This window comes from Lentzea sp. CC55 (genome assembly GCF_021056325.1).
GTDB lineage: Bacteria > Actinomycetota > Actinomycetes > Mycobacteriales > Pseudonocardiaceae > Lentzea > Lentzea jiangxiensis.
Map to the genome: position 1 here is coordinate 120192 of NZ_JAJCXE010000056.1, position 15175 is coordinate 135366.

At 70.3% G+C, this 15175-nt stretch carries 12 protein-coding genes and 2 pseudogenes; 10 read left to right on the plus strand and 4 right to left on the minus strand.

The features are described 5' to 3' along the window. Nucleotides 1–370: pseudogene (locus L6E10_RS35480) on the minus strand (hypothetical protein); the annotation flags it as partial. 424 nt (nt 371–794) lie between these two features. Here L6E10_RS35480 and L6E10_RS35485 point away from each other — a divergent pair. Beyond that, nucleotides 795–2087: a salicylate synthase gene (locus tag L6E10_RS35485; RefSeq protein WP_236224539.1), complete on the plus strand. Its 1293-nt coding sequence runs from the start codon at nt 795–797 to the stop codon at nt 2085–2087. A gap of 100 nt (nt 2088–2187) precedes the next feature. Here L6E10_RS35485 and L6E10_RS41320 read toward each other — a convergent pair. Then, nucleotides 2188–2352: pseudogene (locus tag L6E10_RS41320) on the minus strand (hypothetical protein); the annotation flags it as partial. 536 nt (nt 2353–2888) lie between these two features. After that, entirely contained in the window at nt 2889–3440 is a 552-nt protein-coding gene (locus L6E10_RS35495; RefSeq protein ID WP_236224541.1) for an NUDIX domain-containing protein, read from the minus strand. A 263-nt stretch (nt 3441–3703) separates the two neighbouring features. Between L6E10_RS35495 and L6E10_RS35500 the strand changes: the two genes are divergently transcribed. The 6 genes from L6E10_RS35500 to L6E10_RS35525 are packed head-to-tail and all read left to right on the plus strand — an operon-like array spanning nt 3704 to nt 9746. Next, nucleotides 3704–4735, plus strand: coding sequence for an NAD-dependent epimerase/dehydratase family protein (locus tag L6E10_RS35500; protein WP_236224542.1), 1032 nt, complete (start codon nt 3704–3706; stop codon nt 4733–4735). 2 nt (nt 4736–4737) lie between these two features. Then, nucleotides 4738–6069: a D-arabinono-1,4-lactone oxidase gene (locus L6E10_RS35505; protein WP_236224543.1), complete on the plus strand. Its 1332-nt coding sequence runs from the start codon at nt 4738–4740 to the stop codon at nt 6067–6069. A 21-nt stretch (nt 6070–6090) separates the two neighbouring features. Then, a complete protein-coding gene (locus L6E10_RS35510) occupies nt 6091–6978 on the plus strand; it encodes a sugar phosphate isomerase/epimerase (protein ID WP_236224544.1) in 888 nt (295 codons plus the stop codon). A gap of 39 nt (nt 6979–7017) precedes the next feature. Beyond that, a complete protein-coding gene (locus tag L6E10_RS35515; protein ID WP_236224545.1) occupies nt 7018–7329 on the plus strand; it encodes an L-rhamnose mutarotase in 312 nt (103 codons plus the stop codon). Further along, the gene (locus L6E10_RS35520; protein ID WP_236224546.1) at nt 7326–8306 is read left to right on the plus strand and encodes an aldo/keto reductase; all 981 of its coding nucleotides are present in this window, start codon (nt 7326–7328) and stop codon (nt 8304–8306) included. The genes L6E10_RS35515 and L6E10_RS35520 overlap by 4 nt, the downstream gene beginning before the upstream one ends. Before the next feature lie 30 nt (nt 8307–8336). Beyond that, nucleotides 8337–9746, plus strand: a complete 1410-nt coding sequence (locus L6E10_RS35525; RefSeq protein WP_236224547.1) for a glutamate decarboxylase — start codon at nt 8337–8339, stop codon at nt 9744–9746. Nucleotides 9747–9919: 173 nt separating this feature from the next. Here the strand turns inward: L6E10_RS35525 and L6E10_RS35530 are convergent, their stop codons facing one another. Continuing rightward, complete coding sequence (locus L6E10_RS35530) at nt 9920–10150, minus strand: hypothetical protein (RefSeq protein WP_236224548.1); 231 nt, start codon at nt 10148–10150, stop codon at nt 9920–9922. A 1800-nt stretch (nt 10151–11950) separates the two neighbouring features. Here L6E10_RS35530 and L6E10_RS35535 point away from each other — a divergent pair. The 3 genes from L6E10_RS35535 to L6E10_RS35545 are packed head-to-tail and all read left to right on the plus strand — an operon-like array spanning nt 11951 to nt 14990. Beyond that, nucleotides 11951–12805 carry a thiamine pyrophosphate-dependent dehydrogenase E1 component subunit alpha gene (locus L6E10_RS35535; RefSeq protein ID WP_236224549.1) on the plus strand — a complete coding sequence of 285 codons (855 nt, stop codon included), beginning with the start codon at nt 11951–11953 and terminating at the stop codon, nt 12803–12805. Then, a complete protein-coding gene (locus tag L6E10_RS35540; protein ID WP_236224550.1) occupies nt 12802–13815 on the plus strand; it encodes an alpha-ketoacid dehydrogenase subunit beta in 1014 nt (337 codons plus the stop codon). The genes L6E10_RS35535 and L6E10_RS35540 overlap by 4 nt, the downstream gene beginning before the upstream one ends. Continuing rightward, the gene (locus L6E10_RS35545; protein ID WP_236224551.1) at nt 13812–14990 is read left to right on the plus strand and encodes a 2-oxo acid dehydrogenase subunit E2; all 1179 of its coding nucleotides are present in this window, start codon (nt 13812–13814) and stop codon (nt 14988–14990) included. The genes L6E10_RS35540 and L6E10_RS35545 overlap by 4 nt, the downstream gene beginning before the upstream one ends. Nucleotides 14991–15175 lie beyond the last annotated feature (185 nt).

The following is a 15175-nucleotide window of genomic DNA, read 5'->3' on the forward strand; positions in this document are numbered from 1 at the left end:
TGGGCGCACAGAACGGGGAGTAGACCGGGGATGCCCGCCAGGAGAACCTTCCCGGCGCGGTGCAGTGCAGGCGTTCGACGACGCGAGCCGTGGTGCCGCACAGGACGGACAGCTGGACGGCGTCGCGAGTGGACTCGTAGAGGTCCGCGAGGACCGGCAGCAGTCGTTCGCGGGTGTGGTCGGAGATCTCCAGGGGAACGGCGGTCGACAACTCGATGATCTTGGTGGTGAGGAAGAACCTGTTGTCGATCATTTCGACGAGTTCCTCGGCCCGCGGGAAGCCGACCATGCCGTGGACCGTGGACTTCGGGAGGTCGGCGTGGCGGGTGAGCGACGCCGCGCCGTCGCACGAGCCGAAAGCCTGGAGCACGGACAACACCTTCGTGGCAGCGGTACGTCGCGAGGGGTGTGGGTCTCGCGCGGGCGGCACGGTCGCGGGGGTGTCCAAGGCGGTGTTCTGGTTGGTGATCACGGTTTTCTTCTTTCGCCTGCGGGTTCCAGCACGCCGTATTGAGAGCGTCGCGTTGTGTAGCAACGAAGTTCCACAAAGCCGCACGCGAAAGAGTGAACCTGCGGTCCTCTGAGGATGCTTCGCGGCGGACGTCCGGGAGGTCCCATCGGTTGGTACGGCTGGTTGACCGGGTGGATTCGCGGTGAATAAGTTCGTTTGGGGCCAATTTCAGCTTTGGCGGGACGAGGGATCACCGTGGAGCTGTGAAAGACGGTGGTCCGGTGAGAACTGGAAGACCGATCGCCGAAGTCGCGATTCCGCCGCGACATCCGAGGAGCTGGTAATGGCCGTTCTCACGCAACCCTCCCCGAGGTCGTCCGCCGAGCTCGCCGCCGCGCTGATCCGCACCGGGTTCTTCGACACGTACTTCGTCTACGAGCACGGTGACGTCTGGACGGTCGCCTGGGGCGTGCGCGTGGAGATCGTGGTGAACGCGACCCGCGTGCGGGTCCGGCGTGACTCGGTGGAGGAGTCGTGGCCGGTCGTGGGCGGGCCCGTGCGCGCGGCACGTGCGGCGCTGGAGCGGTTGTCCTTGCGCGAGTGGACGGTGTGCGGCTGGATCGCGTTCGAAGCCGTGCACGTCCTGAACGACCGCTCGGACCTCGCCGGCGACTCGGAGGTCGTGCACCTCGTGGCGCCCGAGGTGGAGGTGCGCATCGAGAGCGGAAGGGCAAGTGTCGTGCGGGGCGGCGACCCGCGGCTCGGCGCACTGCTCGAACACCTGCGCACGGCACCGGTCGAGGACATGCCCGCTTCGGGGCGCGCGATCGTGCAGGTGGACCTGGACGCGGGCAGCGTCCGGTACCGCGACGCGGTGCTGGAGGCGGTGGAGGAGATCCGGTCGACCGGACTGCACAGGGTGACCCTGTCCCGCAGCGTGCCCGTGGACGAGCCCGTCGACTTCGTCGAGACGTACCTGGCCGGACGCGCGGCCACCGCACCGGAGCGGTCGTTCCTGCTGTCGATCGGAGGCCTGACGGCGACGGGCTTCTGCACGCAGACGGTGCTCGAGGCCGCGCCGGACGGCAAGGTGTCGACACGACTGCGGCTGGGGAACCGTGCGCTCGAACGTGCGAACGAGCTGGTGCCGGACCCGGACGAGGCGGACGAGCACGCGATCGCCGTCGAGCACGCGTTCGCCGGCTTGAACGAGGTCTGCGAACCGGGTTCGGTGGTGGTGGAAGAACTGATGGCGGTCATGGCCCGGGGAGGTGTCGACGACCTGGCTTCGCGGCTGTGCGGTCGGCTGGCCGAGGGCAAGACCTCCTGGGACGCCTTGGAGTCGCTGTTCCCCGGCATGACGGTCTCGGGTGCGCCGAGGGAAGCAGCGTGTGAGTTCACCTCCCGGTCGGAATCCTCGCCGCGGGGCGTCTACTCGGGTGCCGTGCTGTTCGCGTCGGACGACGGCTTCCTGGACGCCGGCCTGGTCCTGCACGCGGTGTACGAGAGGAAGGGCCAGCGGTGGTTGCGCGCGGGCGCCGCGGTCGTGGCGTCCTCGCGGCCGGAGCGGGAGTTCGAGGAGACCTGCGCGGAGCTGCGGAGCATCGCGGCGCACCTCGTAGCGGGCCCGGCGTGACGCAAGCCGTTCCCCACCTGCCGCTGCCGGTCGTGTAGAGCATCGCCGCCAGCTGCGTGCGCCGCTGGATCCCGAACTTGCGGTAGACGCGGGTGAGGTGGAACTCGACGGCCCGCCGGGACACGGACGACTTCCGGGCGACCTCGTCGTTCGAGGAGTCCGCGGCGACCAGGCTTGCCTCGCTGGAGTACCGCAGGGCCAGTTCGAGTTCGTTGGTCCTGATCAGCGAGTTGATGGCGACGATCATCCGCTGCGGGTCCCGCATGAACGACACCGCGCCTGCGGACAACGCGGCCAGCGCGGCCTCGCGGGACGTCGTCAGGTCTTCGCCCCGGTTGCTCGGGTCCTCCGCCACCAGCGCGGCCGGTGACGCGGAGCGCGAGGCGCAGCTGGGCGGAGAACTCCGGCGCCGAAGCGCACGTCCTGGCTATGGACTCGCTCAACGCTTCACGCGCGTCCTCATGGCGCCCGTCGAGGCAGAGCGCCCGGAACAGCAGCGAGGTGACGTCGAGGAGGAGCCCGCCACCGCGTGGAGGACGGTGAGCGCGCCCTGCGCCACCTCCGCACCGAACCCGTTGCTCGATCCAGCGAACCGGCCGAGATCATCAGGAACGACATGCACCGCGAACACCGAGGACTCCATTTCGACGCGCCCGTCAACGGGCGGAGGAGCGGATCGAAGCTGATGACGTCGTGACAGAGCAGAAAGTTCCCGTTCCAACCGTTGGGTCGGCCGGCGAAATCTCCCATGGTCGGTCCTGGAACATCTCGCGCATTCACCGGAGCGCGATATGAGTGAATTCAACTCCGCCCGGCGACGCCCAGTTGCTTCACCGCCAGCACGAAGAGCTGGTCGAGGTAGGCGTTCCCGGTGGGCTCCGTCAGCGGCCACCAGTCGAAGTCGTCGTGCGTGGTGTCGACCCGCGGCCGGGCATCGTCCTCGACGTGGGCGAGGAAGGTGACGTTGACGGTGTGGGTGGGGGAGTCGCCGTGTGCGGACGCCTCGAAGACGGTGGAGAAGGTCCCCAGCACACCGCACAGGGTCAAGCTCAGCCCGGACTCCTGCCCTGCCGTGCGCACCGCGGCCTCGGCGAGCTGCTCGCCCTTGCGCATGCGGCCGCCCTGCAACCACAGGGAACCCGCCTGGGGTTCCTGGGTGCGCCGGGTGAGCAACGCCTCGCCGGCCCGGACGACGAGCGTGTCGACGCAGACGACGGGCATCCGTTCCAGGATCTCGCGGTACAGCTCCTCCGGTACCCAGGCGTGTCCGCCCGCGCCTCGACCGTCACTCCAGTCGAGCGCGGGTGCGGTGGGCAGTGCGTCCGACTGCACGGGGTTGAGCGGTCCAGGCATCGTCTTCCGCCTTCCGGTGATCGCGTTCCGCCAGAAGGTATGGACCTGTTCCGCGCCGGACCACCTCTTGTCCCGTTCGGTGGGATGAGCCGCGTTCCACGAGGCACGGCCTGCATTCCATCCCGAGCGCTGGTACGGGTTCTGGCTGATCGACGACGGGCTGTCACACACTCCCCTCATCCGACGGGCGGATGCCGGTCGAGAACTTCATCGGCAGCTGCGAAGAAATGCACGACAGCCCGATCTCACGAATGGAACCCCTCATGCCCCAGCAGGAATTCTGGCGCGGTAAACGAGTGCTGGTCACCGGTGGCTGCTCGTTCATCGGATCGCACCTGGTGGAACACCTCGTCGGTGCCGGTGCCAGGGTGCGCGTGGCCGACGACCTCAGCTCGGGACGCCTGGAGAACCTCAGCGCCGTTCCGGAGTCCTCCTGGGAGTTCGTGGAGGGCGACCTCTGCGACCCGCGGCTCGCCGCCGAGGTGATGCGCGGCATCGACGTCGTCTTCCACCTCGCCGCGATCCACGGGGGACGGGGGTTCATCGAGCTGCACCAGGCCGCGTGCTCGCGCAACTTCGTCCTGGACGGCGTGGTCTCGCAGGCGGCGGTCGACGCGGGAGTGGAGAACTTCGTCTTCGCCTCCTCCGGCTGCGTCTACCCGGTCGACCTCCAGGCCGACGTGAACGAGGAGGTGCGGCTCACCGAACCCCAGGTGGGTCCGCCCTTCCACGCGGACGGGATCTACGGCTGGGCCAAGCTGATGACGGAGCAGCGGCTCGCCGCGCTCCACAGCGAGCTCGGGTTCCCGTCGGTGTCGTGCCGCCTGTTCACGGTCTACGGCGAGCGCTGCCCGGAGAGCCACGCCCTGACCGCCATGGTGGGCCGGGCGTTCATCCGGCAGAAGCCCTTCGAGGTCTGGGGCGACGGGACGCAGATCCGCAACTGGACCTACGTCACGGACATCGTGCGCGGTCTGGTCCTCGCCGGAGAGCGCGTCCACGACGGCAGCGCGATCAACCTCGGCACCGAGGAGCCGATCCAGGTCAAGGAAGCGGCCAGGATGATCCTCGGGTTCACCGGCCAGTCCGACACGGAGATCAAGCCGCTGCCGGACAAGCCGACCGGCCCCTACAACCGGGTCGCGTCCGCGGCCACGGCGTTCGAGCGGCTCGGCTGGACACCCGAGGTGCCGTTCCACACCGGCCTCAAGCGGCTCACCGAGTGGTACTTCGAGTCGCGGCAGGCGGAGCGGATGACGACGGACGAGTTCGCCGAGCGGCTGACCACGAGGTAGAGATGGCCGACGCACCGCGGTCGACACCAGGACCGGAGATCACCACCGGGGAACGCCGGCGCACGGCGTGGTCCAACTGGAGCGGGGCGGTCCGCGGCATCGCGGACCGCCTCCTCGCTCCCGGCACCGTGGACCAGCTGCGCGACATCGTGCTCGACGACACCGCACGCGCACGCGGCATCGGCGTTGTGGGATCGGGGCACTCCTACGCGAACCTCGTCGCACCGACCGGCCGGACGCTGGTCGACCTGCGCCACCACCGCGGCGTCGTCGCCGTCGACCCGGCGGCGATGACGGTCACGGTGAGGGCGGGCACGACGATGCGCGAGCTGAACCGGGAGCTCGCCGCGGCGGGCTTCGCGCTGCCGAACCAGAGCGCGATCGACGAGCAGACCGTCGCCGGCGTCGTGGCCACGGCCACCCACGGGAGCAGTCCCCGGCACGGCACGCTCTCCAGCCACGTGGTGGCGGCGCGCATCCTCACCGCGGACGGCCGGGTGCGCACGATCACGCGGGACGACCCGGAGCTCGACGGCGTCCGCACGCACCTGGGATGCCTCGGCGTGGTCCTGGACCTGACCTTCGCCGTCGTGCCCGGCCACCGGCTGCGCAAGGTCGTCCTGCGCAGGCCGCTGGCGGAGGTGCTGGCGAACCTCGACGAGTTCCGCGGGGTCCACTTCGGCGGCTTCTGGTGGTACCCGCACACTTCCCAGGCGATCGTCTGGGAAGCCGCGCCGACGGACGAGGCCCCGACCCCGCCACCGGGACCGCCCGGCGCGCTGCTTTCGGCGCTGTGCAACAACTCCTGGCCTGCGCGGGTGGCGGGCGCCGCGCACCACGCGGCCGCCGTGGCCGCCGGCCGGGGCGGTGCGCAGGTCATGCGGTGCGACGACGCACTCCTGCACCACCTCCCACCGCCCGTGCAGGGCACCGAGTACAGCGTCTCGTTCGACCGGGCGGCCGACGCCATCCGCGCCCTGGTCCGAGAAGTGCGCCGAGGAGGGTTGCGCGTCTGCGCACCGGTGGACGTCCGCTTCACCGCTGCGGACACCGCCTGGCTCAGCCCGAGCAGGCAGGCCCTCACCTGCCACATCGGAGTGACGCACCCCGTGTCGGCGCGGGACCCCGAGGGGTGGGTCGCACCGCTTCGTGCCGTGGACTCGGTGCTGTGGGACTTCGACGGCCGCCCGCACTGGGCCAAGGTCCACTTCAGGACGGGCCGGGAGCTGGCCGCGCGCTACCCGGGGTGGGACCGGTTCCAGGAGCTGCGCGGGGCCTGGGACCCGGACGGCGTCTTCCTCGGAGGGCACCTCCGAGAGCTCTTCGAACGCTGACCCCTCGAGAGGCGGAAGCTCATGGCGATCAAGTTCGGCTACCACACCTGGTCCTACTCCAGCTTCGGCAGCTGGGTCCCCGCGTACACGTTGGACGAGACCGTCAAGCGGCTGGCGCGGATCGGCTTCGACGGCATCGAGATCGGGGCCGCCGCACCGCACGCCTATCCGCCGTACCTGAGCCCCGCCAGGCGGCGCGAGGTGCGCAGCCTGCTCGACGACCACGGCATCGAGGTCTCGGGCATCGGCCCGGCACCCACCGGGGGACCCGGCTACAACCCGAGCTCTCCCTCGGCCGAGGAACGCGAAGCGACCGTGGAGCACTACCGGGCGATCAACGAACTGTGCGCGGAGTGGGGCGCCGGAGCGGTGGTCTACCTGCCCGGCTGGGTCGTGTTCGGCACCCGGCGGCGGCAAGCCTGGGCGTGGTCGCGCGAATGCCTGGCCCGGGTCGCCGACGACGCGGCGCAGTACGGCCTCACGGTGGTGGTCGAACCGCTCGCGGAGAACTCGAACCTGTGCGAGAGCGGCGAGGACGCCATGGAGCTGATGGAGGACATCGCTCGGCCGAACGTGAAGGTGATGTTCGACTGCAGCCACGTCCGCTACCGGCGGGAGTCGCTCACCGACCAGGTCCACCTGATGGGCGCGGACCTGCACGAGATCCACATCGCTGACACCAGGGGAACGCAGACGCGGTTGCCCGCCGGTCTCGGGGACGAGGACTGGGAGGGCCTGGTCGACGCCCTGCTCGACACGGGTTTCGACGGCTACCTCACGGCCGAGACGGGGTTCCACCGCCGCGGGATCGACCCCGACCACGACGCGCGGACCGGGCTCGCGTTCCTCAAACCGCTGGTGGAACGCAAGTGCGCCGAACGCGCCGCCGCGTCCACCCCCGCACCCTGAACCGCGTCCCCAGCAACCCGATCGGAAGGCACCGGCACGATGGAGACAGTCGCCCTGCACACCAGGCTCAAGCCGGGCAAGGAAGCCGCTTACGAGGCCGCGCACGCCCGGATTCCCGACGACCTCGACGCGGCGCTGCGCGCGGCGGGGGTGCGGTCGTGGCGGATCTGGCGCAGCGGTCTCGACCTGTTCCACGTCGTCGAGGTGGACGACTACGCGGCCATGATGGAACAGATGCACGGGCACCCGGCGGACGTCCCGTGGCAGAAGAGGATGGACGAGTTCCTCGACGCCCCGCTCGACTACGACTCGGGCCGTTCGGACGCGAAGTTCGTGTGGGAGCTGCCGTGATCGACGGCCTCGGCCTCGGCGGGTCCGCGCTGGGGAACCTGTACCGCCCGGTGTCCGATGTGGACGCCCGTGCCACCGTCGACGCCGCGTGGCAGGCCGGCGTGCGGTACTTCGACACCGCTCCGCACTACGGCCTCGGCCTGTCGGAACGGCGGCTCGGCGCGGCGCTCGCGGACCGGCCCCGGTCGGAGTTCGTCATCTCGACCAAGGTCGGCAGGCTGCTGGAACCCTGCGGCGGCGGAGGCGACGACTTGGCGGAGGGCTTCGCCGTGCCCGCGACCCACCGGCGGGTGTGGGACTTCAGCGCGGACGGGGTGCGCCGCTCGCTGGAGGCATCGCTGACCCGGCTCGGCCTGGACCGGGTCGACCTCGTCTACGTCCACGACCCGGACGACCACGGTGAGCAGGTCCTGCGCGAGGCGTTGCCGGCCTTGGCGGAGCTGAGGGCCCAGGGCGTGATCCGCGGGATCGGCGTGGGCGTGAACCGGTGGGAGGTGGCGGAGCGGTTCGTGCTGGGGCATCCCCTGGACCACGTCATGCTGGCCGGCCGGTACACGGTGCTGGAGCACGCCGCGACCGCGGACTTCCTCTCGCTGTGCGCGGAACGGGACGTCTCCGTCGTGGCGGCCGGTGTCTTCAACTCCGGGCTGCTGGCCCGCCACGACGTCCCGGCCGACGCCACGCACGACTACACGACGGCACCGGCCGCGCTGGTCGAGCGCGCCCGCAGGATCGCCGGGATCTGCCGGCGGCACGGCGTGCCGCTTCCGCGGGCGGCGCTGCACTTCCCGTTCGGGCACCCGGCGGTGCGGGCGGTCGTGGTCGGTGCCCGGTCGGCGGCGGAGGTCAGCGAGAACGTCGCGATGGCCGCCGGCGAGGTGCCCGCCCGCGTCTGGTCCGACCTGCGCGCCGAGAACCTGCTTTCCCCGACCGTTCCCGTGCCGCTGCCGAAGGGCTTCGAGAAGGCGGCCGGCTGATGTTCCTTCGATCTTCATGTGGGGTGTGTGATGTTTGAGCAGCAGGGGAATTCCACGGGCTGGCGGCTGCCGCAGGAGTCGACGGCGGCGGGCGCTGCGTACCGGGCGGTGCAGGACGAGCTGCGCCCGGACGTGCGACCGCAGCTGAACCTGGCGACGTTCATCACCACCGGGATGGAACCGGAAGCCGAACGGCTGATGGCTGATTTCCTCTACAACAACACCGTCGACGGCGTGCAGCCGTTGCACACGGCCGACTTGGCGCAGCGGTGCGTCGCGGCGCTCGCCGACCTGTGGCACGCCCCCGACCCGGACAGCGCGGTCGGCACGTCGACCGGTGGTTCCAGCGAGGCGTGCATGCTCGCCGGCCTGGCGATGCTGATGCTGTGGCGCTCCCGCACCAGCGGCTCCGGCGGGCGGCCCAACCTGGTCATGAGCACCGCCGTGCACGTCTGCTGGGCCAAGTTCTGCGCTTACTGGGACGTCGAGGCGAGGCAGATCCCGGTGCGGGAAGGCGGTTCCGGCATCGACCCGCAGACCGCGGCCGAGATGTGCGACAGCGACACCATCGGCGTGGTGACCGTGCTCGGCACCACCTACGACGGCTTCTACGAACCGGTGCAGCAGGTGTGCGCCGCGCTGGACCGGCGGTACGCCCGCGACGGCGTCGACGTACCGGTGCACGTCGACGCGGCCTCCGGCGGGATGGTGGCGCCGTTCCTCGACCCCGCACTGGTCTGGGACTTCCGGCTGCCCAGGGTGAGCTCGATCAACACCTCCGGGCACAAGTACGGCCTCGTCGCTCCGGGGCTGGGGTGGATCGTGTGGCGCGACCCGAGCGTGGTACCCGCCGAACTCGGGTTCTCGACCGACTACACCGGTGGCCGCATGTCCACCCAAACCCTCTCGTTCACCCGGCCCGTCGCGCCGGTCGTCGCGCAGTACTACCAGTTCCTCCGCCTGGGCGCGGAGGGCTACCGGGCTGTCATGCAACGCTGCCGCGACCTCGCCCGGTCACTGGCCGCCCATCTCGGCCAGTTCCCCGAGTTGCGGGTGATCTCCTCCGCGGACCACCTGCCCGTGGTCGCGTTCACGACCCACGACCACGCCGGATTCAGCGTCACCGATCTCGCCGACCGCCTCCGCCAGCGCGGCTGGCTCGTGCCGACCTACGCACTCCCGTCCGGCCAAGCCGACGTCACCGTCGCGAGGATCGTCTGCCGCAACGACCTCTCCGACGTCCTCGCCCGCCGGCTCGCGGACGACATCGCCACAGCGGTCACCGCACTCCGCGCCGACCGCGGTGCACCGCGCTCTCAGCGCCGTCGCGACGTGGTGCCGCTCAGCACCGAGATCGCTTTGACGATCGACGCGGGGAAGACCCTGGAGCGCATGGCATCCGCCGACCTCGACACCGCGGTGGCCGGCGCGGCGCCCTGACGCTCGTAGGAAGTCGTCCCACCGCATGCGCGCCGTGTCCGGTGATGTGCCTGCGCACCCCGGCTCCCCGGGTGCGCAGGCTGCCGAGGAGCCGTCACGCCCCCACCAGAACGACGAGCCCTTCCAGGCCGACAGGCGGTTCGCCGAGCGCGTCCTGCGCGACCACCCGGTGATCAGGCCGGAGGCTTGCGGCGATCATCCCGGCGGCGGGATTTGCCCAACGCGTTCCCGATCGTCCAGCAGCCGTTCACCAGCGCGGCTTCCCCGAACTGTCCGGTGGGCAGGGCCAGCACAAGGAGCAAGCCGAGCGGGTGGATTCCGACGAAAAGACGTGAGAGTACGCCCGCGGCGCAGAAGGACGCGGCACCCCGCTCGGCGAAGGCGCTGTGGTGACCGGCGAACACAGCGGACCTCCCAGGGCGGTCGAAGCAGCGCTTCGACACTGTGCATCACGGATCGTCGCGAATACGAGCCTCATTTAGCCTGGCGGAACGGATTGGTGAAGAACCGGTCGACGGCGTCATTGCCAGTGTCCGATCGGGAAACTCGCCGAAGCGAACGGGCAGGAATTCTCGGGTGGAGTTGACGGCTGGTACGGGTACCGCGCTGGAAACCAAGGTGCAACCGGGCGTTGCGGGGCGGGCGAACCCACCATTTCGCGCGGACGCACGAGCGAGCGTCGCAGCAGTCCGTCCAGCCGGGAACGCAGGAACAAGCGGCACGGGTTCGGCTCGCACAGACCCGTCAGGGTGCTCACCGCGTGGATCTCGCGGTCGTACAGCTGCACGGCGCCAGGGGTGCTGGAGAGGTCCCGGAGCACCGTCCTGGCGGCGGCGTTCCGGCCGGCCTCCTCGCCGAGTCGAATCATGTGGTGCCTGACGTGCGTGCTCGCGACCTTGCAGGCGTCGGCGAGCAACAGCGGTGGTGTTCGCTCGTCGCCGGCGGAGTTCGCGGCGGCCTGATCAGCCGGCAACCCGTACAGCCTCCCGAAGTCGCGCCACCGCGACCAGTCCGAAGACGCGCATGTCCGCGCCGCCATGAACGCCTCGCGCGCGTAGGCGTTGCTGTGAGCGCCCGACCTCGGACCGAGATCGACCGCCGTCTCTTCGAGGACCCCGGCGGAGGTCCTCCGCGATGTCAGGAGAACGCAGGTAGCACAACGGCAACCGGACAGCCGCTCCGCTCGTGCGCGTGTCCGCACCGGCCCACCACAACGCCGACATCACCGACACCGGCATGGCGTTGTGCGAAGAACCTCCCGCTGCCGCCGCGGTGACGACGGCGAACAGCCGGGCGGACACCGGAGGCGGCTCCACCTGCCTGAGGAGTTCGGTGCTCGACGGGGGAGCCGCCGCGGCAGCCCGGGGATCGGTCGCGAGGCGGAGCTCCGCGTCGACGCGGCGAACGGTGATCCGCAGGGTCCTGGCGAGGTTGCCGAGTGGAGGCCGGGTGCGCTGCTCGCTGATGGGCGTGGTGGATCCCGACTGCTCGGCTGGAAGGGAACGCCGGCGCCGCCGACGGCGTGCATCACAGCACGCCGCTGATCGGCGGTGAAGTGTTCTCCCACGCCGCGTCACCTTCGGGCCGATGATCCTGGCGGTTCGGGCAGCGGCGGCGATCGGTGCCGGAGATCAGCTCCGTCGGAGCCTGAGCGGGAAATCCACGTCGTTCTCGGGCGGGAAACGCTCATCTCGACTCTCCGAGAGGTCGGCACGTGGACGCCAACACGAGATTCTGAGCCTGAGAAGCATCTTTCGGGTACACCTGTCGGCGCGTTGTGGAGACGGTGTCATCTTTTCATCGTGGCGTGGATGTGATACAGGGCTTGCCGCGGCTACCGACCTGTCCCAGGCCTTGGAATGACGGTTTCTGCGGGGACAGGCCGACGTGCCAGACTTCGAAGAGAAAGGCCCGCTCTCATATCCCGAAATGGGCCACAACCGAGGTTGCTCCACTTTATCGCGAATGCTGCGGTTTCGTTGAACCGCAGTGGGCGTCCCCGTGACCTCGCTCCCGAAATTAAAGCAAGTGACCACGCCTGGTGAGCCCAGGTGGTCGGAATTCCCTGAGGAGACGACGTGGCCGGCGCTGCACCTCAGCTCATCGCCAGTAGCACCACTGCGACGGAGGCCACGGCACCCCCACCCCGGACGGGCGCGGAGCCCCTGTCGGAGCTATCGGCCGAGGACCTCGACACCCTGCTGATGATCCGCCACTTCGAACTGGCCTTGCTGGAGCTGTTCTCGCAGGGTCTGCTGCACGGCACCACCCACACCTGCCTAGGGCAGGAGTACATCCCCGTCGCGCTCTACGCACTGCTGGACGAGTACGACCACGTCTTCAGCAACCACCGCGGGCACGGCCACTACCTGGCCCGCTTTCGCGACCCGCACGGCCTGCTGGCGGAGATCATGGGGCGCGAGGGCGCCGTGTGCCACGGGGTGGGCGGCAGCCAGCACATCTACCGCGACCGCTACCTGTCCACCGGCGTGCAGGGCGAAAGCCTGCCGGTGGCCGCGGGTGTCGCCCTGCACCTGCGACGGGCGGAGCCCGGACGGATCGCGGTGGTGCACATCGGCGACGGCACGTGGGGCGAAGGCGCGGTGTACGAGGCGCTCAACATGGCCCAGTTGTGGCGGCTGCCCCTGCTGGTCGTGGTCGAGAACAACAAGATCGCTCAGTCCACCCCGACCGAACTGCAGATGGCCGGCACCATTCAGGCGCGCGCGGCGGCCTTCGGCATCCGGCACCACCACGTCACCTCTCATGACGTCGCTGAGGTGCGCCGCGAGTTGTCGGGCGTGATCGCCGACATCCGGACCCGGCCCCAGCCCTGGGTGGTGGAGTTCAGCACGAACCGCGTGGGCCCGCACAGCAAGGGTGACGACTCCCGCCCCGCCGAGGCGATGCGGCGGGCGGCTGCGCACGACTGGTACCGCCGGTACGAGGAGCAGCACCCGGAGCAGTTCGCCGTGGCGGACCGGCGCCAGCGGCTGGCGATCGCCGAGGTCGTGCGCGAGGTCCAGGCCCGCCCCGCGTCCCGCTGGGAGCACCTGTGACCAGGCCGGAGCGGGTGATCGGCAACCTCAACCGGGCCCTGCACACGCTGCTCGACAACGACTCCCACGCCTACGTCATCGGCGAGGACATCGCCGACCCGTACGGCGGCGCCTTCAAGGCCACCCGCGGCCTGTCGGACCGCCACCCGGACCGGGTGATCTCCTCGCCGATCAGCGAGGGCGGCATCGTGGGCGTCGCCGCCGGCCTCGCCCTGACCGGCAACCACCCGGTCGTGGAGATGATGTTCTCCGACTTCGCCGCCCTCGCCTTCGACCAACTCCTGAACTTCGCCAGCAAGTCCGTGTCGATGTACGGCCGCACCGTTCCGATGAGCATGGTGGTCCGCTGCCCCACCGGCGGCAACCGGGGTTACGGGCCGACCCACAGCCAGAGCCTGCAGAAGCACTTCATCGGCATCCCGGCGCTCAGCCTGCACGAGATGTCGCCGTTTCACGACAACGCGGACGTCCTCACCGCCGTGCTCTCCCGCGAGCAGCCGTGCATGCTGTTCGAGGACAAGACGCTCTACACCCGCACCATGCACCGGGGCGGGGTCGTCGACGACCTCTTCCGGTACGAGCTGCTCGACGACCCGAGCCGGACCGCGCGCGTGTTCCCCGTGGACTGCGGCGACCCGGACTGGATCATCCTGGCCCCCGGCGGCCTGACCGAGCGAGCCGTCGCCGCCATGCGCACCCTCCTGGTGGAGGAGGAGGTCACCTGCGAACTGCTGGTGCCCTCCCGGCTCTACCCGTTCACCGTCGAACCGCTGCTCGAGACGGTGTCCCGCGCCCGCCGCATCTGTGTCGCAGAGGACAGCGCGGCAGGCGGAACCTGGGGCGAAATGCTCGCCCGGCAGCTGCATGAACACCTTTGGCGACGGCTGGTGCGCCCCGTACTGCTGCTCAGTGCCCAACCGAGCGTCATCCCCACCGCCGCCCACCTGGAGCACACCGTCCTGCTCCAGGCGACCGCACTCCGCCGCGCTCTCACGGAGGCTTCGCAGTGATCAGCGTCAAGCTGCCCACCCTCAACACCAACGACGCCAGCTACGTCCTGGTCGAATGGCTCGCCGAGCACGGCGCACGCGTCGAGAAAGGGCAGCCGCTGGTGGTGGTCGAAACCTCCAAGGCGCAGGAAGAGATCGACAGCACCGCCGACGGCATCCTGCACACCCTCGTCGCAGGCGGCGCCGACTGCAGCCCCGGCCAGACCGTCGCCCACCTCTTCGCCTCGGCGGACGAACGCCATGCCCACCTCTCGGCACCGGCCGTCGAGCCCACCGCACGGCCGGAGCCGGCATCCGATGCCGGTCTGACGCTCACCAAGGCGGCGCGCGCCCTCGCGGACCAGCACGGCCTGACAGACGACGACCTGCGCGGACTGGGCCGCACCCTGATCCGTGCAGCCGACATCGAAGCGCTGCTGCCACTCCCCGCGCAAGCCGGTGCCCCCACCGACCGGCACCTGTCGGCGCAGCAGCGGACGGTGGGCGCCGTGGTCACCGAGTCGATGCGCACCATCCCGGCCGCCGCCGCCTACGCCAAGGTCGACGTCGGCCAGGCGCAGGACCTCGCCCGCCGGCTGCGCCGGCGCACCGGCAGCGTCGTCTCCCTGCTCGGCCTCCTCATCAAGTCGGTGGCAGAGCAGCTCCCGGCGCACCCGAGCCTGTTCACCCGGCTCCTCGACGACGGCACCATCCGGCCCGCCCCCTGCGCACACGTCGCGGTGGCCGTGGACGCCGGACAGGGCCTCTACACCCCGGTCGTGCACAACGCCGCCGCGCTGAGCGTCACCCGGATCGCCGACCTCATAACGGGATTCCGCGACAAAGCTGTCCGCGGCACCTTCCGGGCCGACGAGCTCACCGGGGCCAACATCCTGATCTCACCGCACACCACCGACGGCGTGGTCTTCGCGACCCCCATCGTCTTCCCCGGCCAGACCTGCGCGCTCTCCCTGGGCGGCATCGACGAACAGCTCGTCCTCGACGAGCGGGGCAGGCCACAAGCCCGCCGGTTCGCGTACCTGGGTCTGGTCTACGACCACCGCGTGGTCAACGGCCGCGACGCGATGGCCTTCCTCGGTGACCTCAAACGAGCACTGGAGACCCCAGCCGCCCTCGCGGCCGGTGCGGAAGGCGACGAGGACGCGCCGAAGAAGACGTCCGAGCCCGCGACCTGACAGCGGACCTCCACGCGCGGCGGGCAGCCGGAGCACCTCGCCCGCAGCCCACCCCCGGCACACGAGCGCGGGTGCCGAGGTGATGACAGTGATCCCGTCGAAGGACTGGATGTGCGGCCGGACCGGTCACTCAGCCTCCGGCGGCGCTCCGCAACACCGAGAAGTTCCGTTCATCCCGAGGAGGC